This window comes from Plantactinospora mayteni, from assembly GCF_016862935.1.
Lineage (GTDB): Bacteria > Actinomycetota > Actinomycetes > Mycobacteriales > Micromonosporaceae > Plantactinospora > Plantactinospora mayteni.
In genome coordinates this window covers 43,403-67,984 of sequence record NZ_BONX01000058.1, presented here as the reverse complement: position 1 = coordinate 67,984, position 24,582 = coordinate 43,403, and the positions used below count along the sequence as shown (strand labels likewise).

The 24,582-nt window shown below is 71.2% G+C and carries 22 protein-coding genes, 1 tRNA gene and 1 pseudogene; 18 read left to right on the top strand and 6 right to left on the bottom strand.

All coding sequences use genetic code 11. The features are described from left to right. Positions 1-89 precede the first annotated feature (89 nt). Positions 90-761, bottom strand: a complete 672-nt coding sequence (locus Pma05_RS36890) for a hypothetical protein (RefSeq protein ID WP_203862156.1) — start codon at positions 759-761, stop codon at positions 90-92. Positions 762-967: 206 nt separating this feature from the next. Between Pma05_RS36890 and Pma05_RS36885 the strand changes: the two genes are divergently transcribed. After that, on the top strand, positions 968-1,693 hold the full coding sequence (locus tag Pma05_RS36885) for a class I SAM-dependent methyltransferase (RefSeq protein WP_203862155.1): 726 nt from the start codon (positions 968-970) through the stop codon (positions 1,691-1,693). A 57-nt stretch (positions 1,694-1,750) separates the two neighbouring features. On the opposite strand, the gene Pma05_RS36880 is transcribed toward Pma05_RS36885, so the two are convergent. After that, positions 1,751-3,151 carry a phenylacetate--CoA ligase family protein gene (locus tag Pma05_RS36880; protein ID WP_203862154.1) on the bottom strand — a complete coding sequence of 467 codons (1,401 nt, stop codon included), beginning with the start codon at positions 3,149-3,151 and terminating at the stop codon, positions 1,751-1,753. 162 nt (positions 3,152-3,313) lie between these two features. Here Pma05_RS36880 and Pma05_RS36875 point away from each other — a divergent pair, with 162 nt between their 5' ends. The 8 genes from Pma05_RS36875 (at position 3,314) to Pma05_RS36840 (ending at position 10,371) form a co-directional block, all read left to right on the top strand. Further along, entirely contained in the window at positions 3,314-3,646 is a 333-nt protein-coding gene (locus tag Pma05_RS36875; protein WP_203862153.1) for an ArsR/SmtB family transcription factor, read from the top strand. Continuing rightward, a complete protein-coding gene (locus Pma05_RS36870; RefSeq protein ID WP_203862152.1) occupies positions 3,643-4,338 on the top strand; it encodes a cation diffusion facilitator family transporter in 696 nt (231 codons plus the stop codon). The genes Pma05_RS36875 and Pma05_RS36870 overlap by 4 nt, the downstream gene beginning before the upstream one ends. Before the next feature lie 36 nt (positions 4,339-4,374). Beyond that, positions 4,375-5,454: a flavin-containing monooxygenase gene (locus Pma05_RS36865; RefSeq protein WP_203862151.1), complete on the top strand. Its 1,080-nt coding sequence runs from the start codon at positions 4,375-4,377 to the stop codon at positions 5,452-5,454. A 76-nt stretch (positions 5,455-5,530) separates the two neighbouring features. Further along, positions 5,531-7,666: a bifunctional copper resistance protein CopD/cytochrome c oxidase assembly protein gene (locus tag Pma05_RS36860; protein ID WP_372441620.1), complete on the top strand. Its 2,136-nt coding sequence runs from the start codon at positions 5,531-5,533 to the stop codon at positions 7,664-7,666. A 155-nt stretch (positions 7,667-7,821) separates the two neighbouring features. Then, on the top strand, positions 7,822-8,289 hold the full coding sequence (locus Pma05_RS36855; RefSeq protein WP_203862150.1) for a hypothetical protein: 468 nt from the start codon (positions 7,822-7,824) through the stop codon (positions 8,287-8,289). 188 nt (positions 8,290-8,477) lie between these two features. After that, positions 8,478-8,702, top strand: a complete 225-nt coding sequence (locus Pma05_RS36850; RefSeq protein ID WP_203862149.1) for a hypothetical protein — start codon at positions 8,478-8,480, stop codon at positions 8,700-8,702. A 52-nt stretch (positions 8,703-8,754) separates the two neighbouring features. Then, positions 8,755-9,696, top strand: a complete 942-nt coding sequence (gene ccsB / locus Pma05_RS36845; protein WP_203862148.1) for a c-type cytochrome biogenesis protein CcsB — start codon at positions 8,755-8,757, stop codon at positions 9,694-9,696. Positions 9,697-9,885: 189 nt separating this feature from the next. Continuing rightward, positions 9,886-10,371: a PH domain-containing protein gene (locus Pma05_RS36840; RefSeq protein ID WP_203862147.1), complete on the top strand. Its 486-nt coding sequence runs from the start codon at positions 9,886-9,888 to the stop codon at positions 10,369-10,371. Positions 10,372-10,439: 68 nt separating this feature from the next. Here Pma05_RS36840 and Pma05_RS36835 read toward each other — a convergent pair. Next, positions 10,440-10,512: transfer RNA gene (locus Pma05_RS36835), tRNA-Leu, on the bottom strand. Positions 10,513-10,598: 86 nt separating this feature from the next. On the opposite strand from Pma05_RS36835, the gene Pma05_RS36830 reads away from it, so the two are divergent. The 8 genes from Pma05_RS36830 (at position 10,599) to polA (ending at position 20,622) form a co-directional block, all read left to right on the top strand. Further along, positions 10,599-11,216 carry an ANTAR domain-containing response regulator gene (locus Pma05_RS36830; RefSeq protein ID WP_203862146.1) on the top strand — a complete coding sequence of 206 codons (618 nt, stop codon included), beginning with the start codon at positions 10,599-10,601 and terminating at the stop codon, positions 11,214-11,216. 156 nt (positions 11,217-11,372) lie between these two features. Beyond that, a complete protein-coding gene (locus Pma05_RS36825) occupies positions 11,373-12,503 on the top strand; it encodes a hypothetical protein (protein ID WP_239313872.1) in 1,131 nt (376 codons plus the stop codon). 287 nt (positions 12,504-12,790) lie between these two features. Continuing rightward, the gene (locus Pma05_RS36820; protein WP_203862144.1) at positions 12,791-13,939 is read left to right on the top strand and encodes a branched-chain amino acid ABC transporter substrate-binding protein; all 1,149 of its coding nucleotides are present in this window, start codon (positions 12,791-12,793) and stop codon (positions 13,937-13,939) included. Positions 13,940-14,003: 64 nt separating this feature from the next. Then, positions 14,004-14,987, top strand: a complete 984-nt coding sequence (locus tag Pma05_RS36815; protein ID WP_203862143.1) for a branched-chain amino acid ABC transporter permease — start codon at positions 14,004-14,006, stop codon at positions 14,985-14,987. Then, positions 14,984-16,132: a branched-chain amino acid ABC transporter permease gene (locus Pma05_RS36810; RefSeq protein WP_203862142.1), complete on the top strand. Its 1,149-nt coding sequence runs from the start codon at positions 14,984-14,986 to the stop codon at positions 16,130-16,132. Before Pma05_RS36815 ends, Pma05_RS36810 begins: the two co-directional genes overlap by 4 nt. A 28-nt stretch (positions 16,133-16,160) precedes the next feature. Then, on the top strand, positions 16,161-17,066 hold the full coding sequence (locus Pma05_RS36805) for an ABC transporter ATP-binding protein (protein WP_203862162.1): 906 nt from the start codon (positions 16,161-16,163) through the stop codon (positions 17,064-17,066). Next, positions 17,056-17,766 (top strand): ABC transporter ATP-binding protein, encoded by a 711-nt coding sequence (locus Pma05_RS36800; protein ID WP_203862141.1) that lies wholly within the window; start codon positions 17,056-17,058, stop codon positions 17,764-17,766. Before Pma05_RS36805 ends, Pma05_RS36800 begins: the two co-directional genes overlap by 11 nt. A gap of 168 nt (positions 17,767-17,934) precedes the next feature. Further along, the gene (gene polA / locus Pma05_RS36795) at positions 17,935-20,622 is read left to right on the top strand and encodes a DNA polymerase I (protein ID WP_203862140.1); all 2,688 of its coding nucleotides are present in this window, start codon (positions 17,935-17,937) and stop codon (positions 20,620-20,622) included. 116 nt (positions 20,623-20,738) lie between these two features. Here the strand turns inward: polA and Pma05_RS36790 are convergent. From Pma05_RS36790 to Pma05_RS36775, 3 genes and pseudogenes are all read right to left on the bottom strand, one after another. After that, positions 20,739-21,168 (bottom strand): annotated as a pseudogene (locus tag Pma05_RS36790) (DUF3140 domain-containing protein); the annotation flags it as partial. After that, a complete protein-coding gene (locus Pma05_RS36785; protein WP_307837008.1) occupies positions 21,161-21,337 on the bottom strand; it encodes a hypervirulence associated TUDOR domain-containing protein in 177 nt (58 codons plus the stop codon). The gene Pma05_RS36785 and the pseudogene Pma05_RS36790, both read right to left, overlap by 8 nt. 386 nt (positions 21,338-21,723) lie before the next feature. Then, positions 21,724-22,569 carry a class I SAM-dependent methyltransferase gene (locus tag Pma05_RS36775; protein WP_239313869.1) on the bottom strand — a complete coding sequence of 282 codons (846 nt, stop codon included), beginning with the start codon at positions 22,567-22,569 and terminating at the stop codon, positions 21,724-21,726. A gap of 408 nt (positions 22,570-22,977) precedes the next feature. On the opposite strand from Pma05_RS36775, the gene rpsA reads away from it, so the two are divergent. Continuing rightward, positions 22,978-24,492, top strand: coding sequence for a 30S ribosomal protein S1 (rpsA, locus tag Pma05_RS36770; RefSeq protein WP_239313866.1), 1,515 nt, complete (start codon positions 22,978-22,980; stop codon positions 24,490-24,492). Positions 24,493-24,582: the final 90 nt, after the last annotated feature.

Here is a 24,582-nt window from a genome sequence, read left to right as displayed (position 1 = left end):
ACGCCCGGGGCGGGCCTGGTGGCTCAGCGCGCCCGAGCCGGGGCGGGCCTGGTGGCTCAGCGCGCCCGAGCCGGGGCGGGCCTGGTGGCTCAGCGTGGCGCCACCGTCTGCTGCCAGCGGCGCAGTACGGCGTAGCTCACCAGGAACAGCACGGTGGCGTTCAGGCAGTGCCAGAGGAAGTGGGTGCCGACCGGCAGGTCCGCACAGAGCGGCCCGTCCAGCGTCCGCAGGGTGAGCGAGGCGGTGAACAGCGCCGCCGCGCCGAGCAGCCAGCCGCCGAACCTGGCCGCGTCGGGTGGGGCGGTGAACCGGACCGCCAGGCCGAGCGCGGCCAGGCCGGCGAGCGCGGGGGCGTACCCACCCACCGTCGCCCGCTCGCCGCCGGCCGCGTAGAGCAGCAGGTTCAGGCCGACGGCGAACCCGAGGAAGGCCGGCGCGGCGAGCCAGGCCCAGCGCCAGCGGACCCGCCACATCCAGTGCAGCACCACGGCCACCCCGACGAGTACGAAGAGCAGGATCGCCAGCGAGTCCAGCGCCGAGGTGAGCCGGGTGGCGACGGTGTGGAAGGCGAGGCTGGCCAGGCCGACGATGCCGAGCAGCACCGGCAGCAGCCAGACGCTGACCGGTACCCGGTGTCGTTGCCCGGCCAGCAGCCAGAGCAGCAGCGCCGAGGCGGCCAGGAACGCCAGGTTGCTGACCGCGTTGGCCGGTTCGTTCCACAGCCCGGGCGCGGTGCGCTCGCAGTACGAGTCGACGTACATCGACCGGAAGCCTGCCGGCCCGGATCGGCGGTGCCGTTGCCGGTGGATGAACCCGTGACCTCGGTCGGATGACGAGGCCGGTCCGGCAGCGGTACGCCGAACGCCCCCGCCGGGCCGGCGCGGGCGGCGCCGCTCGGCCGGTCGGCCAGCCGAGGGAGTGCGGATCGGCTGACCTCATGGTCGGGTCTGCCGGGTACCCTCGGTCGGTGTTCTCGCCTCAAGGCCCGTCCCTGCGTGAACTGGGTGTGCAGGCGCTGTCGTCGGTCGAGCGTGGCTACGATCTCCTGGCCCCGAAGTTCGACCACACGCCCTTCCGCACGTCGGAGAGCATCGTCGGCGCGACCGCCAATGCCCTGGCCGGACTGGGACCGTTCGACCGTGGGCTGGACGTGTGCTGCGGTACCGGCGCGGGCATGCGGGTGCTCAGCTCCCTGTGCCAGGGACGGATCACGGGCGTCGACTTCAGCGCCGGAATGCTCGCGCAGGCGCGCAGCGCGTACCCGGACGCCAGGTGGGTGCGGGCCGACGCGCGGGCCCTGCCTTTCACCGAGGACGCCGACCTGGCGGTCAGCTTCGGAGCCTTCGGGCACTTCCTGCCCGCCGAACGGCCCGCACTGTTCGAGGGGATCTACCGCGCGCTGCGGCCCGGCGGGCTCTTCACCTTCGCGATCGCCGCGCCGCCGCCACTGACCTCGGTGTGGCACTGGGCCACGCTCGGATTCGACGTGGTCATGCGGGTCCGCAATGCCGTGTGGCGCCCACCGTTCGTCATGTACTACCACACCAGCCCGGTGCCGGCACTCTGCGACGAGTTGACGGCGGTTGGCTTCACCGCGACGACCGTCGACCTGACCGACCTGGGCCGGTACCGGGACGGCAGCCCACGGTACCGGCTCATCCTCGCGCGGAAGCCGCCGACGGACCCGCTCTGACGACCGGCGGACCCTTACCGACGACCGGCGGACCCGACGAGGGTGTGGTGGTGGTCGTCATGGGGTGTCGGCCGTGGACGTGGAGGTGGGCGTGGCGGCGGGGATGACGGCGCGGTACTTGCCGCCGGCGTTCTGTTGCGGTGGCTCGCTCGCGCGCTCGGTCGTGACGTGGCCGAGGCCGTGGCGGGTCAGCAGGTCGCGCATCCGGGTGTCGACCTGGCTCCAGAGGGCGTCGGGGTCGGTGCCGGGCGCCGGGCGCAGCCGGATGCGCAGCGCGGTCGGCGCGGTGTGGACGATCTGGAACAGCTCCAGGCCGGGTACCGCCTCCAGCAGCGTGGCCAGCGGGAGTGGGGCGAGGGTGACCGGCGTTTCTTCCCCCGCCGGTCCGGGGCCGGGGAAGGTGAGCAGGTCGGCGGCGCGGCCCTGGACCCGGACGGCCGGACCGGGGTTGCCGCACGGGCAGGCGTCGGGGCGCTGGAGGACGGCGTCGCCGAGGTCGTAGCGCAGGATCGGCTGTACGTGGTTGGCCAGGTTGGTCAGCAGCACGGTGTGCGACGGCTCGCCGGGTGCCACCGGCTGGTAGTGCTCGTCGACGGGTTCGAGGACGGCCCAGTCGGCGTTGAGGTGCATCCAGCCTTCGGTGCAGCCGGAGCTGAGGAACGGGCACTCGTTGCAGGCGTAGCTGGTGCGTACCTTCGCGCCGAGGGCGGTCGCGATGCGGGCGTACTCAGGTGTGGGCAGCCCTTCGGCGCTGAGGATCACGAGGGTGGGGTCGATGTGCAGCCGTCCCGCCTCGGCCTCGCCGGCCAGCAGCGCGCCGATGCTCGCGTACGGGGCCAGCACCGCCGGGCGGAACGCGTTGAGTTCGGCCACGAGGGCGTCCAACGGCTGGTGCACGCTGAAGGTGGCGATGCGGGAGCGGTCGCGCAGCCGGGCAGCGGCCACGGTGGAGGCGAAGTGCCCGCCGCCCGGCGCCACCAGCGCCATCCGGGCGCCGCCACGCGCGATGCGGGCCACGTCCCGGATGCTCAGCCAACCGGCCAACATCCGGGCCATCATCGCGGAGGTCACCGCGCCGGCGCGGGCGTCTTGCAGGAAGATCCCGTGCGTGCCGGTGGTACCCGAGGTGGTGGTCAGCGTGTAGCGGCCGGCGAACGGTGCACCGATCCGTGTCGGGTCGTCAGCGAACGCTCGCGCCTGGGCGAGGGTGACGGCCGGGTCGGTAACCCAGTCGTCGAAGTGGGCCATCAGCTCGCTCTTGCGAGTGATTGGCAGCCGAGCCAGGTTGCTCAGGTCGGCGGGCAGACCCTGGTACAGGTGGCGGTAGTAGGGCGAGTGGGTACGCGCCCAGGTCACGAGTTCGGCCAGCCGGGTCCGCTGCCGGGCGGCCATTGCCGGCTCGCCGCCCGCCTTCGCGGAACGGGCATCCGCCAGCAACCGTAACGCCGAGACCTTCATGAGTTCGTGGTGTCCTTCCTCGTTGGCCGCACTGACGGTGCTGGCGCCGGGCGTGCTGTGGTGGGCAACGCCGAGGGGCGCCGGGGACCGCCCGGGTTGAGTCCGACGGCCTGCCGAGCATTCAGCTATCGCTGAATACAGCGATCAGTGTACGATGCGGTGATGGAGACGTTGACCTACGGCCAGGTGCTTGCCCGGTTCGGCCACGCGTTGTCCGATCCGACCCGGGCGCGGTTGCTGCTGGCGCTGCGGGAGGGCCCGGGATATCCGGCAGACCTGGCGGATCTGTTGGGTGTGACGCGGCAGAACCTGTCCAACCATCTCGGCTGCCTGCGGGGCTGCGGCCTGGTGGTGGCGGTGCCCGAGGGCCGGCGTAGCCGCTACGAGCTGGCCGATCCGCGGCTGGCTCACGCGTTGGGGGATCTGTTGGGTCTGGTGCTCGCGGTCGATCCGGCCGCGTGTCCGGAAGCCGTCGAGAACGGCTGCTGCGGGTGACCGGACCACTGATCCAGCTCGGGCAGGTCGGTCCAGATCCTGTCCGTCGGGCGGTGCTGGCGCGGCGGGTGCGGTTGCTGGTCGCGGCGACGATCACCTACAACGTGGTCGAGGCGGTGCTGGCGATCACCGCTGGCACGATCGCGTCGTCGACGGCGTTGATCGGCTTCGGGCTGGATTCGGTGATCGAGGTGTCGTCGGCCGCGGCGGTGGCGTGGCAGTTCGCCGGGCGGGATCCGCAGGCGCGGGAACGGGTGGCGCTGCGGGTGATCGCGGTGTCGTTCTTCGCCCTCGCCGCGTACGTGACGGTCGAGTCGGTTCGCGCCCTGCTCGGTGGCGCCGAGGCGGAGCACTCGAGTGTGGGACTGGTGCTGGCTGCCGCGTCGCTGGCGGTGATGCCCGGGCTGTCGTACGCGCAGCGGCGGGCGGGCCGGGAGCTTGGTTCGCGGTCGGCGGTGGCGGACTCGAAGCAGACGCTGCTCTGCACGTATCTCTCCGCGGTGCTGCTGGTCGGTCTGGGCGTGAACAGTCTGTTCGGCTGGTCGTGGGCTGATCCGGTGGCGGCATTGGTCATCGCGGGGGTGGCGGTCAAGGAGGGCCGGGAGGCATGGCGGGGTGATGTCTGCTGCGCACCGGTCACCAGAACCGCGACCGCGGACTGTGCGGGGGACGGCTGTTGTACGCCGAGCTGACGCCGGTGCGGGAGCGCACTGTCGAGGAGGTGTGTGGTGCGGCTTGACGTGGCGGTGATCGGGGCCGGGCAGGCTGGTCTGGCGATCGCCGGTCACCTACGGGGCAGTGGACTGCGGGTGACGCTCTTCGACCGGGCCGAGCGGGTGGGTGACTCGTGGCGGTGCCGGTGGGACTCGTTGCGGCTGTTCACCCCGGCGCGCTACAGCCAGCTTCGTGGCCTGCCGTTTCCCGGGTCCGGCGACCGGCATCCGGGTAAGGACGAGGTGGCCGACTACCTGGCCGCGTACGCCGCGCAGGTCGGCGCGCCGGTCGAGGTGGGTGTCGAGGTGACCGAACTGGCCGCAGCAGAGTCCGGCGACGGGTTCACGCTGGTCACATCGGGTGGCCGGAGCTGGACTGCGGGGCAGGTGGTGGTGGCGACGGGGCCGTTCCAGGAGCCGGTGCGGCCGGCGTTCGCCGCGCGGTTGGACGCGGGGGTGGTACAGGTCCACAGCCATGACTACCGCAATCCGGCGCAGGTGCCGGCCGGCGGACCGATCGTGGTGGTCGGCCGGGGGAACTCTGGGGTGCAGATCGCCGCCGAGTTGGTCGCCGCAGGGCGGGACGTGGTGCTGGCCGGCCGGGCGCAGCCGTACCTGCCGCAGCGGATCCTGGGCCGGGACGTGTTCTGGTGGCTGCACCGGCCGGGCCTGTTGCACGCCCCGACCGGATCGTGGCGGGGCCGGTTGTTGCGCCGCCGGGGCGAGCCGGTGATCGGCACCGACGTGGGTCGGCTGGTCCGTGCGGGGCGGGTGCGACTGGTGCCGCAGGCCGTCGACGCCAACGGTCGGTGGCTGTGCTTCGACGGTGGGCAGCGGCTGGCGGTGGCGGCGGTGGTGTGGGCGACCGGCTACCGTCCGCACTATCCGTGGCTGCGGCTGCCGGTACTGGACGCCGCTGGCCGGCCGGAGCACCGGCGTGGTGTGACGGCGGTGCCGGGGCTGTACTTCGTGGGCCTGCCGTGGCAGTCGCAGCGCGGTTCGGCACTGCTGGACGGGGTGGACCGGGACGCGTACCGGCTGGCGCGGACGATCGTGGCTCGGGATGCGGGTGTGTCGGCTGACACGTTGGGGTGACAAGGGGAACCCGGCGCGCCCACCCGGCGACCCTCCGATGGCATGGCGTAGAAAGTGGCCGGGGGTAGCACGGGTAATGAGGACTTCGTCTGGTGGCGGTGGTGGCGGTGGCCTTCGTAGTGGGCGTCCCGCCACGGCAACGTCGGCGGGGCGTGTGGTGACCGGCCCGGTCCGCTGGCGGGCCGCGGGTCTGCTGGTCGGCGGCGGATCGGCTGTCGCCGCCGCGGCGATGGTCGGCCTCTCCTGGTACGCGGGCATCCTGGGCACCGAGAGGGTGCCCGGCCTGCCCGACCCCGGTTGGGTGACGGTGTGGGCGCTGCCCGCCGCAAAGCTCGGTGCGCAGGTCTGCGCGGTGGCCACCGTCGGGCTGCTGTTGGCCGCGGTGGTGCTCTCGCCTCGGCAGGCCGGTCGGCTGTCGGCGACCGGCTACCGGCGCATTCGCGCCGCCGGCTGGGCCGCTCTGCTCTGGTGCCTGTTCAGCCTCGTCGAGTTGGCCTACACGCTGGCCGACCTGCTCGGCATGCCGCTCGGCCAGGTCGGTGGGCTTCGGTCCCTGGTCAACTTCGCGACGACCATCAGCCTCGGCCAGGCGCTCGGACTGTCGGCCGTACTGGCCGGTGCGGTGTTCGTGATCTGCCGGGTGACGCTGAGTCCGCGGGTGGCGGCCGGGGCGATGCTGCTGGCGGTGCTCGCCGTCGTTCCGCCAGTGTTCACCGGTCACGCTGCCGCCGCCAGCAACCACCAGGTGGCCGTCTCCGGACTGTTGCTGCACGTCGTGCCGGTCACGGTCTGGGCGGGCGGACTGTTCGCGTTGGCGTTGACCGGCCGGGCTCCGACCGAGCAGTTGGCGGTTGCCGTACGTCGGTTCTCCCCGCTGGCCGCACTGTGTCTGATCCTGGTCGCCGGCTCCGGGCTGGTGTCGGCGGCCGTCCGGGTGCCTGACCTCGCCGCCGTGTGGGACACCCGCTACGGGCAGCTCGTCCTCGTCAAGGTGGTGGTCCTGGCCGGGATCGCGGCGGCGGGGTGGTGGCAGCGTCGGGCGGCGATTCCGGCCCTGGTCGCCGGTGATCGTCGCAGGTTCGCGGTCACCGCCGGGCTGGAGGTGCTGCTGTTCGCGGTCGCGGTCGGTGCCGGGGTGGCGCTGTCCCGTACGCCACCGCCACCGACCGATGATGGTGGTGAGAGTGTCGCTCAGGCGCTGCTCGGCTATCCGATGCCCGCGCCGATGAGCCCGGCCCGGCTGGTCGCCGACTGGCTGCCCGAGCCACTGGCCATCACCGGCGCGCTGATCGCCACCGTCCTGTACCTGGCCGGGGTGTGGCGGCTGCGCCGACGCGGTGACGCCTGGCCGGTCGCGCGGGTCGCCACGTTCCTGGCCGGCCTGGCCGTGATCGTGCTGGCCACGTCCTCCGGCCTGGCCCGGTACGCCCCGGTCCTGTTCAGCGTGCACATGGTGCAGCACCTGATGCTGATGATGATCGCCCCGATCCTGCTGGTGCTCTCCGCCCCGGTCACCCTCGCCCTGCGCGCCCTGCCCGCCTCGACCGACCCCGCCTGGCCAGGGCCGCGTGAATGGCTGCTCGCCGTCCTGCACTCCCGGGTGACGGCGACGCTGACCCAGCCGGTCGTGGCGCTGGTCCTCTTCGTGGCCAGCATCTACGCGATGTACTTCACCGGCCTGTACGAACTCGCCCTGCGGTCCCACGCCGCGCACCTGCTGATGTTGGGCCACTTCGTCGGTACCGGTTACCTGTTCTTCTGGGTGGTGATCGGCACCGACCCGGCGCCGCGCCGGGTCGGCTACCCGGTGCGGATGCTGCTGGTCGTGGTGGCCATGGTCCTGCACGCCTTCTTCGGAGTGGCGGTGATGCAGTCCACCGCGCTGCTGGCGCCCGACTGGTTCACCGTGCTGGCCCGGCCGTGGGGGCCGACGCCGCTGGACGACCAACACACCGCCGGCGGGATCGCCTGGTCCTTCGGCGAGATCCCCGGTGTCGTCGTCCTCGGCGCGCTGTTCCGACAGTGGGCCCGAGCCGACGAGCGGGAACAGCGCCGGCTCGACCGGGCCGCAGACCGGGCCGAGGCCGAAGGACGCGAAGACGAGGCGCTCGCCGCCTACAACCGGATGCTCGCCGAACTCGCCGCCCGCGACGGCCGTGCCGGCAACCCCGCCAGCGCCTCCCACGGCCCCGACCAACCCCCGCGACCTTGAACAGCGAACCTTGTCCCACCTCCGCTTGCGGTCAGCGGGACCGCAAGGTCGGACACGGTGTACGAGCGCCGCGCGGTCCAGGTGGGATGGAGTTCAGTCGTCACGCCGATGTGGGTCGTGGCAGCCCGGGATACGTCGCACGGTATCGTTGCCGCGTGTCCGGGTACGGCGAGCAGCGCAACGCCGGCAGGCGACTGCCCGTTCTGATCGCCGTCGTCGCCGCCCTGGCAATGGTGTGGTTGCACGGCGGGCAGTGCGTCATCGGACTTGCCACCGCAGTGACGGTGGATGGCGTCGGCGGGGGCACCACCAACGCCAACGGGCCCTCCCGGGAACAACTCGAATCCGCCGGGCAGCCGCTCGCCGGCGCCGTCACGGACACGGTCGCGCAGCCCGCGACAGTCCTCGCCGGCACGGGTCCGACCGCAGGCCACGGCGGTGTCGCGGATGCCCTCCTCGGGATCTGCGTGCTGCTGGTGACCACTCTGGGGATCATCCTCGCGGGCGTGCGGACCGCAGGCCCGAGCCAGCCACCCACGACACGACTCCGGCTGGGTCGGTCTGCCGCTCGCCCGTGGGGGAGCACGCCGCTCTTGGCTCAACTGGGCGTCTCGCGCACATAGGTCACCGTCGCAGCCGTCCGCCCGGCCCGGTCGAGGCCGCCCGGACAGCCTGAGTGTCCGTCGACTCGCGCCAGTCACCCGGGGCCGGCGATCGCCACGTCGCTGAACGTCCGGCCCTGCCCTCTCGTACCGCCTGTGGCGCCGCTGCCGCGCCTCGCTTCCCTGTCCTGCTGAGGAAAGCCCATCTCATGAGTAACAGCATCACCTATCACCTGCTAGTCGTCGGTTTGGAGAACGCGGTGGACGCGGCACTGGTAACCGCCAAGCTGGAGGAGGTACCGGGCGTGTACTACGCACACGCCTCGGCCCAGGCCGGCCGCTGCGTGGTGGACGCCGACGGCGACACCTGCGACCCCACACAGCTCACGACCGTGCTCGCCCTGGCCGGCTATCCGGCGGAGGTGGAGTACTGATGCCCAGCCAACAGACTCCCGAAGCCGGGCGAGCAGTCGGAGGGCCCCGATAATGGCCCAGTTGTCCGACCAACTGTTCGTCGTATCGCTCTTCTGCCACCTCGTCGCCATGATCGGCTACGCCGCCGCGTACGCGGTCAACGTCCGGGCGCCGCACCGACGACTCCTGACCGTGGGGGCAGCCGGTGATCCCGCGACCTCGGGCGACACCGTCGGTCCCGTCACCCGCGAGGCCGCCCCCGTCCAGCGGTGGGCCGGCGGCGTGGCAGTGGTGGCCACCATCGCCGCCGCGCTCGCCCAGGCCGGCGCCCTCACCACCCGCGGACTCGCCGCCGAACGCGTGCCGTGGGGCAACATGTACGAGTTCATCCTCGCGGTCACCCTCGCCGGCGTACTGGCCTGGCTGGCCGTGCTCAGACAGCGGCCCGAACTACAGCCCCTCGGGCTCTACGTCGCGACCAGCACCCTGATCCTGCTGGGGCTGGCCGGACTTCGCGTCTACACCCCAGCCGGTCCCCTCGTACCCGCTCTCAACTCGACCTGGCTGAAGATCCATGTCAGCACCGCGGCTCTGGCCAGCGGGGTGTTCCTGCTCGGCTTCGTCACCGCGACGGCCTACCTCATCGCCGTACGCCCCGCCCGGCCGGGCGGGCTCGTCAGCACACTGGCACGCCGACTGCCCGCCCCGGCGGCACTGGAACGCCTGACGTTCCGGCTGCACGCGTTCGCCTTCCCGATCTGGACCTTCGCCGTCATCGCCGGCGCGATCTGGGCCGAGGCGTCCTGGGGCCGGTACTGGGGCTGGGATCCGAAGGAGACCTGGGCATTCATCTCCTGGGTCAGCTACGCCGCCTACCTACACGCCCGCGCGACCGCCAGTGTGCGCCGTACGACGACGGCGTGGCTCGCCATCGCCGGCTGGGCCACGATGATGTTCAACCTGTTCGCCGTCAACCTGGTCATCGCCGGTCTGCACTCCTACGCGGGCGCCTGAACCCCGCATGCGACCGCCCACCCGGAGGTCGGCCACGCCCCACCCGTTGTCACCGCACCGACCCGTCTGGTGCACCGGCCCGGGCAACAGGCCACCACCACCCCGAACGGGCAACAGGCCACCACCACCCCGAACCCGCCATGCACGCCCGGTCGAATCCGGCCGCGCCGAGAACCCCTTGGAGTCCCCGTGGACAGAGAACCATCGCGGCTCACGCCGTCGCTGACCGCCCGGCCACATCGCATGCGGCAAGCCGCCGTCGTCGCCTCCCCGCTGATCCTGCTGGCCTACATCTGGTGGGGCGCCACCCTCAGCGGCACCGTCAGCAACGGCGGCGCCCTCACCGAGGAAGACAAGTGGGCGCTGATGGGAATGGGCCCGATCGTCGCCCTCCTGGCCCTGCTCCCGCTCCGGTTACGCGTCGACGCCGACTCACAGGCCGTACGGGTACGCGGCTTCCACCGGGACCTCACCCTGCCCTGGACCGCCGTCACCGCCGTCGAGTTCAAACGCAACCGACCCTGGGCGTCGCTACTGGTCAGCAACGGTGAATCCGTGCACCTGCTCGCGATCCAGGTCTTCGACGGACCACGTGCCGTCACCGCCATCCGGGAACTGCGCGCCCTGCACCACGCCGCTCAGACCTCAGCCTCCACCGGAGGGCAAACGTCGTAGGCCGGGCCACTCTCGGCGTTCGCCATCTTGATCAAGCCTGTGACCAGGGAAAACAGGTATATGTGGAGTGCCCCCGGTGGGATTCGAACCCACACTGTCGATCTTTTGAGAATCGCGCCTCTGCCGTTGGGCTACAGGGGCCTGGTGTCGATAAGACTACCCACTACGCTGAGGGCGGCGACACCCGGCTGGGCAGGTGTCGGAAATGTAGTTGGGGGTAGGGGCTCGTGGCCGACATTCAGGCTGGTACCGAGCGTAGGCGGGTGTTGATCGCCGAGGACGAGGCGCTCATCCGGCTGGACCTGGCCGAGATGCTGGTCGAGGAGGGCTACGACGTGGTCGGGGAGGCGGGCGACGGCGAGACCGCGGTGCGCCTCGCCGAGGAGTTGAAGCCCGACCTCGTCATCCTCGACATCAAGATGCCCATCATGGATGGGTTGGCCGCCGCGGAGCGGATCGCCGGTGGCCGGATCGCCCCGGTGGTCATCCTCACCGCGTTCAGCCAGCGGGACCTGGTGGAGCGGGCCCGGGCGGCCGGCGCGATGGCGTACCTGGTCAAGCCGTTCCAGAAGAGCGACCTGGTGCCGGCGATCGAGATCGCGCTGTCGCGCTACTCGGAGATCGCCGCCCTGGAGGCCGAGGTGGCCGGCCTGACCGACCGCCTGGAGATCCGCAAGACGGTGGAGCGGGCCAAGGGCGCACTGATGACGACCTACGGGATGACCGAGCCGCAGGCGTTCAAGTGGATCCAGCGCACCGCGATGGACCACCGGATGACGATGCGCGAGGTGGCCGAGCGGATCCTGGCCGAGGGCACCGGCGCCGAGCCGGCCGAGGCAGGCTGAGTTTCCGGCCCGATCGGCCGATCCTCCCGACCTGCCAGGCGAGCCGGCGCGGGCCCTCCCGGAGTCGATCGAGGGGCCCACGGCGTCGTACTCCGGGCTTAGACTCGGGCGATGTTTCCCGGACGGCGTGGCGTCGGCGCCACACTCCTTGCGGCCGTGTTACTCAGCGCCGGCTGTTCGGAGCCCGCGCCGGAGCCGCCGCCCGAGCCGGTCCGGCCACAGTGGCAGCGGCTGACCCTGCCCGCGCCGGCCGGCACGCCCGGCCGGCCGATGGTGCGGGACGTCACCGGCTGCGACGGCCGGTGGTATCTGGCCGGCGGGGTCGGCGGCGGAGCGGGGGAGACCCGACCGGCGGCCTGGACCAGCACCGACGGGGCGACCTGGACGGCGACGACGCTGGAGCCGAAGGGCTACTACGGGCGGCGCAGCGTGCTCTACTCGGCGGCCTGCCGAGACGGCCGGGTCGCGATCCTCGGTGACAAGCCGGGCGGCGCGCACGGCAATCCCCGGGCGAGCAGTTGGCAGCAGCGTCCCGACGGCTCCCTGGTCGAGGTCGAGGCCCGGTTCGAGCTGTACGGCGGTCCGACGGCGGTGAACGTGGCCCGGCTGGTCGCCGGTCCCCGGGGCTACCTGATCACCGGCAACCGGTCCAGCGGGGTGGCGTCCTGGGTCTCCGCCGACGCGGCCGAGTTCGAGATCATGGAGGGCGTGCCGGAGCTGGTCACCGACGGCCGGGGCACGACCTGGGGCTTCGACGCGGTGGCGACCGAGCAGGGCTGGCTGATGGTCGGTGGCATCCTGCCGCCCGGCGGCCGGATCGACCGCGACCCGCTCGCCTGGACCTCTCCGGACGGCCGGACCTGGCAGCGGGACCCGGTGCCGGCGACCGAGGCGTACGAGGAACTCCAGCGGGTCGTGGTGCTGGCCGGGACACCGGTGGCGGTGGGGCTGCGGGGCAAGGAGTTCGGTGTCTGGCGGCGCGGCCCGCAGGGCTGGGAGTCGACCGGCGCGTTCGGCACGCACGGTTCCGCCGGAGCCCCGGCCATTGGCGCGCTGACCGTGGCCGGGGACCGGCTGCTCGCGGTCGTCTCCGACGGGTCGTCGTACTCGCTCTGGTCCGGCGCCGACGGCGGGCGTACCTGGCGGCCGGTGACCGGGCCGGTGTCGATGCCGGCCGGCGCGGCCCGGGACGTGAGCGTCTTCGCGGTCGGCGACCAGGTGCTGCTGGCGGTGGACGACGGCCGGGAGGGAGCGGTCTTCGCCACCCGGCTGACCCCCGGAACCTGAGGCCGCGCGGCCTCAGGTTCCGGGTGCGGAGGAGACTCGGACAGCAGGCCGGATAAGGGGCGAAGCCGGACTCGCTTGTTACGGCTGTGGTCATGGGCGTGCACGTGTTCGTAACGGTTTGGCAAGCCCGGCCGTCAGACCTTTCCTTGACCGAATAAGCCTCGGTACGCTCCGCCATCACGAGCCGTAACGCAGGTGGACGCTAATCGTCCGGCGGTGGGTGGGCCGATCCCGGTACGCCCGCCACCAGGCCATCGTCGCCTGCATCTTGAGGAGGTCAAGGAGCCGTGAGGCGTAAGTATGTACGGGCGCTGAGCACCGCCGCCCTGGCGGCGGTGATGGTGGCTGCGGCCGGCTGCCAGGACTCGGGCGGCGGCGACAGCAGCGAGGCTGAGGCCTGTGGCGGCAAGATCGCGATCTTCGGTGCGTTCACCGGTGACAACGCGGGTCTGGTCATCCCGTCGCTGAACGGCGCCAAGCTCGCCGTCAAGCAGCACAACGCGGCGAAGCCGGACTGCGAGGTCACCCTGCAGGAATTCGACACCCAGGGCGACCCCGCCGTTGCCACCCCGTTCGCGAGCCAGATCGCGGGCGACGCGTCGTTCCTCGGCGTGATCGGTGGGCACTTCTCGGGTGAGAGCGACGCGACGATGCCGGTCTACCAGGCCGCCGGCCTGGCGATGGTGAGCCCGTCGGCCACCCGGATCGACCTGACCCAGAAGGGCAACACCTCGTTCTTCCGGGTCGTCGGCCACGACGGCACCCAGGCCGCCGCGGTGGCGACCTTCCTCAAGGGCCAGAACGCGCAGAAGGTCTTCGTCGTCGACGACGGCAGCGCGTACGGCGCGGGCATCACCGCCGAACTCGGGAAGGCGCTCGGCCCGCTGGTGGTGGCCACCGACAAGATCCAGGAGAAGCAGTCGCAGTTCGACGCCACCGTATCCAAGATCAAGAGCAGTGGCGCCGACCACCTGTTCTACGGCGGCTACACCCGTGAGGCCGCTCCGCTGGTCAAGCAGATGCGTGCCGCGGGCGTGACCGCGAAGTTCATCGGTCCGGACGGTCTCTACGACCCGGCGTTCCCCGAGGGTGCGGCCGGCGGTGCCGAGGGCGCGATCATCACCTGCCCGTGCCTCCCCGCCGACAAGGCCGGCGGCACCTTCTCGGCGGACTACCAGAAGGAATTCGGCATCGCGCCGGGTTCGTACGGCGCCGAGGGCTACGACGGTGCCAAGGTCTACCTGGACGCGTTCGACGCGGGCAAGCAGACCCGGGCCGACATCCTGGCGTTCGTGAAGTCCTACGACAAGCAGGGCGTCTCGAAGTACATCAAGTTCGACGACAAGGGCGACGTGGACCCGACCAAGGTCGTGATCTGGGCGTACGAGGTGAAGAACAAGCAGATTACTGCGTTGCAGGAGCTCAAGATCAGCTGACCGGGTTCTTTTTGGGGGCGGCCGGGGGTGATCCCCCCGGCCGCGCTCGATGCAAGGAGCTTTTGTGAACTTCGACGAACTATTCGGCCACTTCGGCCAGCACACCGTCGACGGTCTCTCCAAGGGCGCGATCTATGCGTTGATCGCCCTCGGTTACACCCTGGTCTACGGCGTACTCCGGCTGATCAACTTTGCCCACTCCGAGGTCTTCGTGGTGGGTACCTTCGCGGTCCTCGGCGCGTGGACGGCCTTCGGGATGCAGGACCGCCCCGGGGCCGGGCAGGCGATCCTCTTCCTGCTCATCGGTCTGATCGCCGCTGCGGTCGCCTCCGGCGGCACCGCGCTGGCGCTCGAACGCATCGCGTACCGACCGTTGCGTCGCCGCAACGCGCCACCACTGGTCTTCCTGATCACCGCGATCGGCCTCTCGCTGGTGCTGGTGGAGATCCTCGGCCTGCTGCTGCCGCGCCTCGTCGGCGGCGTCTTCCCCACGCTGTTCGGTCGGGAGCGCCAGATCGTCGGTATGCCGACGATCATCGAGCAGAAGCCGCTGATCACCATCGGGGACACCTCGATCACCAACGTGCAGGCGATCGTCTTCTTCTCCGCCCTGCTGATGATGGCGATGCTGGACTGGTTCATCAACCGGACCAGATACGGTCGCGGCGTGCGGGCGGTGGCCCAGAACCCGGAGACGGCCGCCCTGATGGGGGTAAACCAGGACCGGGTCATCATGCTCATCTTCGTGCTGGGCGGGGTGATGGCCGGCGCCGCGGCGCTGCTCTGGAGCGTCCGATTCGGCTTCACCCAGAGCAGTCTCGGCTTCGTCCTCGGCCTCAAGGCGTTCACCGCCGCGGTGCTCGGCGGCATCGGCAACCTCCGGGGTGCCCTGCTCGGCGGCCTCTTCCTCGGCCTGGTCGAGGTCTACGCCGCCACGCTCTACACCTCGGCCTGGGAGGACGTGGTGGCGTTCGTGGTGCTCATCGTCGTGCTGATGTTCCGGCCGACCGGTCTGCTCGGCGAGTCGCTGGGGAGGGCCCGCGCATGATGAACAAGCTCCGGGCCACCGAGGCCCGCCGGCGTGCCGCGCTCTCCGGGATCGCCGACCGCTGGGCCGCGCTGCCGGCCTGGCAGCGGCTGATCGGTGTCACCGCGTTCATCGCCATCCTCTACTACCTTCCCCTGCTGGGCGTCCCCGGCCTGACCTGGCTGCGCACCGACTCGATCGACGGTGGCAACAGCTGGGCGGGCGTGCTCTTCACCTGCGCCATCTACGTACTGGTCGCGATCGGCCTGAACGTGGTGGTCGGGCTGGCCGGCCTGCTCGACCTGGGCTACATCGGGTTCTTCGCGATCGGCGCCTACAGCGTGGCGCTGTTCGGCTCGACGAACTCGCCGGTGGTCAAGTGGATGCAGCGGACCTTCGAACTGGAGCCCACCTGGGCGGTGGCGTGGGCGATCTGCATCCCGCTGGCGATCGCGCTCAGCCTCACCTCCGGGGTGATCCTGGGCTGGCCGACGCTGCGGCTGCGCGGTGACTACCTGGCCATCGTCACGCTCGGCTTCGGCGAGATCATCCGGATCGTCGCCCGTAACCTCACTGGGGTCACCAACGGCGCCGCCGGGATCTCCGCGATCCCCGGGCCGGAGGGCGCACCGTCCGCGGACAACCAGATCTTCGGCCTCCAGGACCTCAAGCCCTGGTACTGGCTGGCGATCACCGTCGTACTGCTGATGGTCTTCGCCGTCCGCCGGCTGGAGAACAGCCGGGTCGGCCGCTCCTGGCTGGCGATCCGGGAGGACGAGGACGCCGCTGCGGTGATGGGCGTGAACGGCTTCAAGTTCAAGCTCTGGGCCTTCGCCATCGGTGCGGCGCTCGGCGGCCTCTCCGGCTTCCTCTTCGCCAGCCGGAACGCCTTCATCGACCCGAGCCAGTTCAACGCCACCCTCTCGATCCTCTTCGTCGCGATGGTGGTGGTCGGCGGTTCGGGCAACATGGTGGGGGTCGCGTTCGGCGCGGTGCTGCTCGCGTACCTTCCGGAGCGGTTCCGGTTCGTCAGCGACTACCGGTGGGTGGCGTTCGGCTTCGCGATGGTGGTGGTGATGGTCCTGCGGCCACAGGGTCTGATCCCGAGCCGGCGGCGTGCCCGTGAACTACAGGACCGGGCGAAGGAGGCGAAGGTCAGTGTCTGAGACGACCTCGACGGAGTCCCGTGAGCCGGTGATCCCCAGCCAGCCCGGGCCACGCCGATTGCTGCTCGAGATCGACCAGGTCGTGCTCCGCTTCGGCGGCGTGGTCGCGCTCAACGAGGTCAGCTTCCAGATCCACGAGGGTGAGATCCTCGGGCTGATCGGGCCGAACGGCGCGGGCAAGACCACCTGCTTCAACGTCATGACCGGGGTGTTCAAGCCGACCTCGGGCCAGGTGCGCTTCGCCGGTGCCCGGGTCAGCGGCCGGAAGCCGCCGGAGATCAGCCGGATGGGCATCTCGCGTACCTTCCAGAACATCCGGCTCTTTCCCGAGATGACGGCGCTGGAGAACGTCATGGTCGGGACGGACTCCCGGCACAAGACCAGCGTGGTCGGTGCGCTCTTCCGGCTCTACCGGGTCAGGCCCAAGCCGGAGGAGCTGCCGCAGGTCACCTCCGAGGCTGGCCTGCTGCGGACCTGGCAGCAGGTACGCCGCAGCTGCGCCCAGATCTTCGGGCTCTCCCGGCACATCCTGGAGGAACGGGCGGCCGAGAAGAAGTCGCTGGAGCTGCTCCGCTTCGTCGGCATCCAGGGCCGGGCGAACGAGGTGGCCCGCAACCTCTCCTACGGCGACCAGCGCCGGCTGGAGATCGCCCGGGCGCTGGCCACCGAACCGAAGCTGATCTGCCTGGACGAGCCGGCCGCCGGGTTCAACCCGGCGGAGAAGGAGCAACTGCTCAAGCTCATCCGGCAGATCCGCGACCGGGGCCACACCGTGCTGCTGATCGAGCACGACATGCGGCTGGTCATGGGCGTCACCGACCGGGTCGTGGTGCTGGAGTTCGGCACCAAGATCGCCGAGGGGTCGCCGGACGAGGTTAGCCGAGACCCGCGGGTGATCGCCGCGTACCTGGGGGAGTCCGTCGATGCTGCTTGAACTCGACAACGTCACGGTGGCGTACGGGCGGATCGAAGCCCTGCACGGGATCAGCCTGCACGTCGACGAGGGCGAGATCGTGGCCCTGATCGGTGCCAACGGTGCCGGCAAGACCACCACGATGCGGGCCATCTCCGGCATCCGGGCGCTGGCCGGTGGAGCGATCCGGTTCGCCGGTGAGGACATCAGCCGACTCCGGGCCGACCTGCGGGTGGGCCGGGGGCTCTGCCAGTCCCCGGAGGGCCGGCAGATCTTCCCCGGCATGACGGTGCTGGAGAACCTGGACATGGGGGCGTACACCCGGCGGGACTCCGCCGGGATCGCCGCCGACCTGGAGCGGGTGTTCGGGCTCTTCCCCCGGCTGGCCGAGCGGCGCAAGCAGGCCGGCGGCACGCTCTCCGGTGGCGAGCAGCAGATGCTGGCGGTGGGCCGGGCCCTGATGAGCCGGCCGAAGCTGCTGCTGCTGGACGAGCCGTCGATGGGGCTGGCCCCGCTGGTGATCAAGCAGATCTTCGACATCGTGACGGAGATCAACCAGCAGGGCACCACGGTGCTGCTGGTGGAGCAGAACGCCCAGCAGGCGCTCTCCCGGGCACACCGGGGTTACGTGCTGGAGACCGGCCGGATCGTCAAGGAGGGCACCGGCCAGGAACTCCTGCACGACCCGGCGGTCAAGGAGGCATACCTCGGGGTCGCCTGATCCCGTACCCGGCAAGCCCCGGTCCGGTTCTCCGGACCGGGGCTTCCGCGTCTCCGCTGGCCAGCGCCCAGTGCCCTCGGCGGGTGGCCGGCCCGGCGCGTCCCGGGCGGCCGTCGGGCGGCCCGGCGGTGGGTGGACTGTCGGGGGTTCGGACTAGAGTCGCCTATCGTGACAGCCTCCACGCCGCGCCTGCTGCTGCTCGACGGTCATTCGCTCGCATACCGGGCGTTCTTCGCCCTGCCGGTGGAAAACTTCTCCACCACGACCGGGCAGCCGACCAACGCGGTCTACGGCTTCACCTCGATGCTGATCAACGTGCTCCGCGACGAGCGCCCCACGCACATCGTGGTGGCCTTCGACGTCTCCCGGCGGTCCTTCCGCACCGAGCGCTACGCCGAATACAAGGCCGGCCGCTCCGAGACGCCGGGCGAGTTCGCCGGCCAGGTCAGCCTGGTCAAGGAGGTGCTGGCCGCGCTCCGGGTGCCCTCGGTGGAGAAGCCGGGCTACGAGGCCGACGACCTGCTCGCCACCCTCGCCCACCAGGGCCGGGACGCCGGCATGGAGGTGCTGATCTGCACCGGTGACCGGGACGCGTTCCAGCTCGTCGACGACCGGATCACCGTGCTCTACCCCCGCAAGGGCGTCTCCGACCTGGCCCGGATGGACCGGGCGGCGATCACCGAGCGCTACGGTGTCGGCCCGGAGCAATACCGCGACCTGGCCGCGCTGGTCGGCGAGACCAGCGACAACCTCCCCGGCGTGCCCGGGGTGGGCCCGAAGACGGCCGCGAAGTGGATCCTGCAATACGGCGGCGTCGAGGGTGTGGTCGCCCGGGCCGACGAGATCAAGGGCAAGGCCGGCGACAGCCTGCGCGAGCGGCTCGCCGACGTGATCCGGAACTACGACATCAACTGCCTGGTCTCCGATGTGGAGCTGCCGCTGCACGCCGAGGACACCCGCTGGCCCGGCTGGGACCGGGAGGCGGTGCACCAGGTCTTCGACACCCTGGAGTTCCGCATCCTGCGGGACCGGCTCTACCAATACCTGGACGCGGTGGAGCCGGAGGCCGAGGCCGGGTTCGACCTGGCCGGCAAGGTCCTGCCGACCGGTGAGGTGGCCGGCTGGCTCGCCGAGCACGTACTGCCCGGCACGCCGGTCGGGATCGCGGTCGCCGGCTCGTTCGGCCGGGGCACCGGTGCGTTGACCGGCGTCGCGCTGGCCACCGCGACCGGGGTGGCCGGCTGGTTCGACCCGGCCGACCTGGTGCCGACCGACGAGGCGGCGGTGGCCGACTGGCTTGCCGACCCGGAACGGCCCAAGGTGCTGCACGACAGCAAGCCGGCGCAGCTCGCCTTCGCCGCGCACGGCTGGACGCTGCGCGGGGTGGCCCGGGACACCGCGCTCGCCGCCTACCTGGCCCGGCCCGACCAACGCTCCTACGACCTGACCGACCTGGCGCTGCGCTACCTGCACCGGGAGTTGAAGGTCGACGCGCCGGAGACCGGCCAGCTCGCCTTCGACGGCCTCGGCAACGACAGCGAGGTCGAGCAGAACCTGATGCTCCGGGCCCGGGCCACCCTGGACCTGGCCGACGCCATCGCCGCCGAGCTGTCCCGGGACGGCGAGCAGTCCGCCCGACTCCTCGGCGAGGTGGAGCAGCCCCTGGTCGAGGTGCTCGGCGCGATGGAGCGGATCGGCATCGCCGCCGACACCGACTACCTGTCGGAGCTGGAGGCGCACTTCGCCGGCGAGGTGAAGGCGGTGGCCCAGGCGGCGTACGGGGTGATCGGGCGGGAGTTCAACCTCGGCTCGCCCAAGCAGTTGCAGGAGATCCTCTTCACCGAGCTGGGCCTGCCCAAGACCAAGAAGATCAAGACCGGCTACACCACCGACGCCGACGCCCTGCAATGGCTCTACGCGCAGCAGCCGCATCCGCTGCTGGAGCACCTGCTCCGGCACCGCGACGTGGCCCGGCTCAAGTCCACCGTCGACGGCCTGCTCAAGTCGGTCTCCGACGACGGCCGGATCCACACCACGTTCCACCAGACGGTGGCGGCGACCGGCCGGCTCTCCTCCACCGACCCCAACCTGCAGAACATCCCGATCCGCACCGAGGAGGGCCGGCGGATCCGCCGCGCCTTCGTGGTCGGCCCCGGCTACGACTGCCTGCTCACCGCCGACTACAGCCAGATCGAGATGCGGATCATGGCGCACCTCTCCGGCGACGCCGCGCTGATCGAGGCGTTCAACTCCGGCGCCGACTTCCACGCCGCGACCGCGTCCTCGGTCTTCGGGGTGTCGGTGGCCGAGGTCAGCCCGGACCAGCGGCGCAAGATCAAGGCGATGAACTACGGCCTGGCGTACGGGCTGAGCGCGTTCGGCCTCGGCCAGCAGCTCGGGATCGCCGCCGACGAGGCCCGTACGCTGATGGAGGAATACTTCAGCCGCTTCGGCGGAGTCCGGGACTACCTCCAGTCGGTGGTGAAGAAGGCGGTCAAGGACGGCTACACCGAGACCATCCTCGGCCGTCGGCGCTACCTGCCCGACCTGGTCAGCGACAACCGGCAGCGTCGGGAGATGGCCGAGCGGATGGCGTTGAACGCCCCGATCCAGGGCTCGGCCGCCGACATCATCAAGGTGGCGATGCTGCAGGTCGACACCGCGCTGCGCGGCGCCGACCTGCGCTCCCGGATGCTGCTCCAGGTGCACGACGAACTCGTCTTCGAGGTGGCGCCCGGCGAGCGGGCCGATCTGGAGGCACTGGTCCGGCGTGAGATGGGCGGCGCCTACCCGCTGGCCGTGCCGCTGGAGGTCTCCGTCGGCGTCGGTTCCGACTGGAACAGCGCCGACCACTGACCGCGTCGCCCAGGGTCCGGTGGGCACCTGGGCGCGGCGCTGACGGCGCTGGACGGCATCTCCACCGCCGCCACCGTCACCATCTCGGCCGGGCCGGGCCGGCGTCGGGCGTCAGCGGCGCCGGTTCCGGGCCGAGGAGCGCTCGGCCTCCCGGTGCCGTTGCCGGGCCTTCCGGGACGGTCCGCCGACCGCCGGCAGCGGCGCCTTGAGCGGGTCGTGGCCCCAGTTCATCAGCGAGTGGCGCCACCTGGTGTTGCGTACGTCGCCGGCCGGGCGCTGGGCCATGTGCCGCCGGACGTACCCGACGACCTTGCGCATGTGTGCGAAGTCCCGATCGGTGAACTGGTTCGCCCGCTTGCGCAGCAGGTCGACGATCCGCCGACCGGACTGGTGCCCGACCGACTCGCCGCCCCGGCCGCCCCGGCGCCAACCCACCGCCTTCGAGTCGTCGGTGGCCAGCCACCTGCCCAACTCGCCCGGGTTCATGTTCACCGCGTCCCGGAACTCCCGAACGGTGTCCCGACCGTCGTCGTCCCGACTACTCATCGAACAACGCCTCCGGCCGGTGTACCGCGTCCCGCCCCTCGTCGGTGCGGACCCGGTACTGCGGATCCTCCTCGGACGCGGCGACGGTGCGCTTCCCGGCGTACGTCCGTTCGGTGATCTCCTCCTGGACCGTGCCGTACGCCCGGGACCCGTGGCTACGCCAACTCACCCGGTCGCCCCTGCGCAGCTTCCTCCGCTCTGGCATACGGCGGACTACCCGACTGGCCGGGGCGATAACCGGTGCGCTCTCCGGGGCCGGAAGGGGACTTACGGGGTGATGTCGCCGATCGGCAGCTTGATCGGGAACGGGGTGCATGGTCGCCGAGCCAACGGCGGAGCAGACCCGAAATGTGCTGATGGCCGAGGGTGGGGGCGGGGACCACGTGCAGAACTCCGTCGAGGAGTTCGACGCGCGGGGCGTCCGGGGGGAGGCGCAGGAGGTCCTCCAGTCGGTAGCCCGCCCGGCGCTGCCGGACCGGGTCCGGCTGCCAGGGTTTGGGCAGGTTGGCGGCCGGCTCGGCGCTCACCGGTTCCGCATAGTGAGCCGGGCCGATGCTAGGCGGGCGTGCCGGCCGGTTTGTCGCAGACGAAGATGGCGGTGCCGGGGAAGAGCCGGCCGCGCAGCGGGCTCCACTGACCCCAGATCTGCTCGTGTCCGGCCGGCCACTCCGGCTCCACCACGTCGCGCAGCACGAAGCCGGCGCCGACGATCTCGCGTATCCGGTCGCCGAGGGTGCGGTGCTGCTCGACGTAGCTGGGGGTGCCGGTGGCGTCCTGCTCGACGTAGGGGCGGCGGTCGAAGTAGGAGTGCGTGGCGACCAGACCGCCCTCGCCCGGGTCGTCCAGGAAGATCCACCGCATCGGGTGGGTGACCGAGAACACCCACCGGCCGCCGGGGCGGAGTACCCGGTAGACCTCGCGCAGTGCCGCCGCCGAGTCGGCCACGAACGGGATCGCGCCGAAGGCCGTACAGACGATGTCGAAGCTGGCCGCCCGGAACGGCAGCGCGAGGGCGTCGGCCTGGACCAGCGGCACGCGTACCCCGGAGGTGGTGGCCCCGAGTGCGGCGTGCCGCAACATGCCGGCGGAGAGGTCGAGTCCGACCGGCCGGGCGCCCTCGGTGGCCAGCCAGCGGGCCGCCGAGGCCGCGCCGCAGCCGAGTTCGAGCACCCGCCGGTCGGCCAGTTCGCCGAGCAGCCGGGCGTCGGCCTCGCGCAGCCCCTCCGGGCACCAGACGAAGTCCGCCTGGCCCAGGAACGCCCCGTGCTCGGCCTGGTAGTCGTCGGCGTCCGCGTCCCACCAGCGGCGGTTGGCCCGCCGGCTCTCCCCGTCGCTGACCGGCCGCCGGAGCACTCCGGGCGGGTCGTCCTCGGCCACCTCGGCCAGGGTGTTCTCGTGCACCCCGCCACGCTAGTGCCCCGGACCGGCGCCGGTGCCGGTCGGGTGCCGGCCACGCCGGCGCCACCGGCGGTTTCCGTGCGGTCCGGTTGCCGTTCGCCGACTCCGGTGCGGGGTAAGGTGCTCTCCCGGCGCGGATCACGGCACCTTGGCGACCACTTCCCGAGCAGTGGACAGCGGATCTCATCACGTGCGGGGAGGGCTTGCACGCTGTGGTAATGCACACGGTAAGCTGTTCGATGCGCTCGCGGATCGTGTGCCTCGGCAGGGAGCAGGTCCGCGGTCGTCGGATACATCCCAGCGATCGGAGCAGCGGTCGCCCGGGGCACCCGACGACGGATCCGCAGGCGTAAACGGGTCACCGCGACACAAACCTGCTGTGACATCCATCCGACCGGAGCAACCGCCCACATGACGAGCAGCATCGAGGCCCCCTCGAGCGCCACCAAGGTCACCGTCGACGACCTCGGTTCCGAGGAAGCTTTCCTCGCCGCGATCGACGAGACCATCAAGTACTTCAACGACGGCGACATTGTCGAAGGCACCGTCGTCAAGGTCGATCGGGACGAGGTCCTGCTCGACATCGGCTACAAGACCGAGGGCGTCATCCCCTCGCGCGAGTTGTCGATCAAGCACGACGTCGACCCCGCCGAGGTGGTGTCGGTCGGTGACCACATCGAGGCCCTCGTCCTCCAGAAGGAGGACAAGGAGGGGCGGCTGATCCTCTCGAAGAAGCGGGCCCAGTACGAGCGCGCCTGGGGCACGATCGAGAAGATCAAGGACGAGGACGGCGTCGTCCGCGGCTCCGTCATCGAGGTGGTCAAGGGCGGCCTCATCCTGGACATCGGGCTGCGCGGCTTCCTGCCCGCCTCCCTGGTCGAGATGCGTCGGGTGCGGGACCTCCAGCCGTACGTCGGCCGGGAGCTCGAAGCCAAGATCATCGAGCTGGACAAGAACCGCAACAACGTGGTGCTGTCCCGCCGGGCCTGGCTGGAGCAGACCCAGTCCGAGGTACGCACCGAGTTCCTCAACAAGCTCCAGAAGGGGCAGGTCCGCAAGGGCGTCGTCTCCTCGATCGTCAACTTCGGCGCCTTCGTCGACCTTGGCGGCGTGGACGGCCTGGTGCACGTCTCCGAGCTCTCCTGGAAGCACATCGACCACCCGTCCGAGGTCGTCGAGGTCGGCCAGGAGGTCGAGGTCGAGGTGCTGGACGTCGACCTCGACCGCGAGCGGGTCTCGCTGTCGCTGAAGGCGACCCAGGAGGACCCGTGGCGCCAGTTCGCCCGTACCCACGCGATCCAGCAGATCGTGCCGGGTAAGGTCACCAAGCTGGTGCCGTTCGGTGCGTTCGTCCGGGTCGACGACGGCATCGAGGGCCTGGTGCACATCTCCGAGCTGGCCGAGCGCCACGTGGAGATCCCGGAGCAGGTCGTCCAGGTCGGCTCGGACGTCATGGTCAAGGTCATCGACATCGACCTGGAGCGGCGGCGGATCTCGCTCTCGCTCAAGCAGGCCAACGAGGGCTTCGTCGAGGGCGAGGAGCACTTCGACCCGACCCTCTACGGCATGACCGCGACCTACGACACCGAGGGCAACTACATCTACCCGGAGGGCTTCGACCCGGAGACCGGGGAGTGGCTCGAGGGCTTCGACAAGCAGCGGGAGACCTGGGAGACGCAGTACGCCGAGGCGCGTACCCGCTGGGAGGCGCACACCAAGCAGGTGCAGAACTCTCGGGCGGCCGACGCCGAGGCTGCGGCCAACCCGGCCGCGGCGACCGCTGGCGCCGGTGGCGGTGGCGGTGGCGGCGGTGGCACCTCGTCCACCAGCACCGCTCCGGCCCGTCAGGCGGAGGAGCCGGCCGGCACGCTGGCCACCGACGAGGCGCTCGCCGCACTGCGGGAGAAGCTCGCCGGCGGCAAGTAGTCGACGGGTAGCACACGCGGCGGAGGCCCGCTTCCAGGACCGGTTCGACCGGCCCGGGAAGCGGGCCTTCCCCTTTCTCCGGACCGCTCT

Excerpts from the sequence above, each read along its gene's own strand:
- Pma05_RS36875 (WP_203862153.1), top strand. The coding sequence starts at position 3,314 with ATGGAGACGTTGACCTACGGCCAGGTGCTTGCCCGGTTCGGCCACGCG.
- Pma05_RS36860 (WP_372441620.1), top strand. The coding sequence starts at position 5,531 with ATGAGGACTTCGTCTGGTGGCGGTGGTGGCGGTGGCCTTCGTAGTGGG.
- Pma05_RS36800 (WP_203862141.1), top strand. The coding sequence starts at position 17,056 with ATGCTGCTTGAACTCGACAACGTCACGGTGGCGTACGGGCGGATCGAA.
- rpsA (WP_239313866.1), top strand. The coding sequence starts at position 22,978 with ATGACGAGCAGCATCGAGGCCCCCTCGAGCGCCACCAAGGTCACCGTC.
- Pma05_RS36810 (WP_203862142.1), top strand. The coding sequence starts at position 14,984 with ATGATGAACAAGCTCCGGGCCACCGAGGCCCGCCGGCGTGCCGCGCTC.
- Pma05_RS36880 (WP_203862154.1), bottom strand. The coding sequence starts at position 3,151 with ATGAAGGTCTCGGCGTTACGGTTGCTGGCGGATGCCCGTTCCGCGAAG.
- Pma05_RS36890 (WP_203862156.1), bottom strand. The coding sequence starts at position 761 with ATGTACGTCGACTCGTACTGCGAGCGCACCGCGCCCGGGCTGTGGAAC.
- ccsB (WP_203862148.1), top strand. The coding sequence starts at position 8,755 with ATGGCCCAGTTGTCCGACCAACTGTTCGTCGTATCGCTCTTCTGCCAC.
- Pma05_RS36850 (WP_203862149.1), top strand. The coding sequence starts at position 8,478 with ATGAGTAACAGCATCACCTATCACCTGCTAGTCGTCGGTTTGGAGAAC.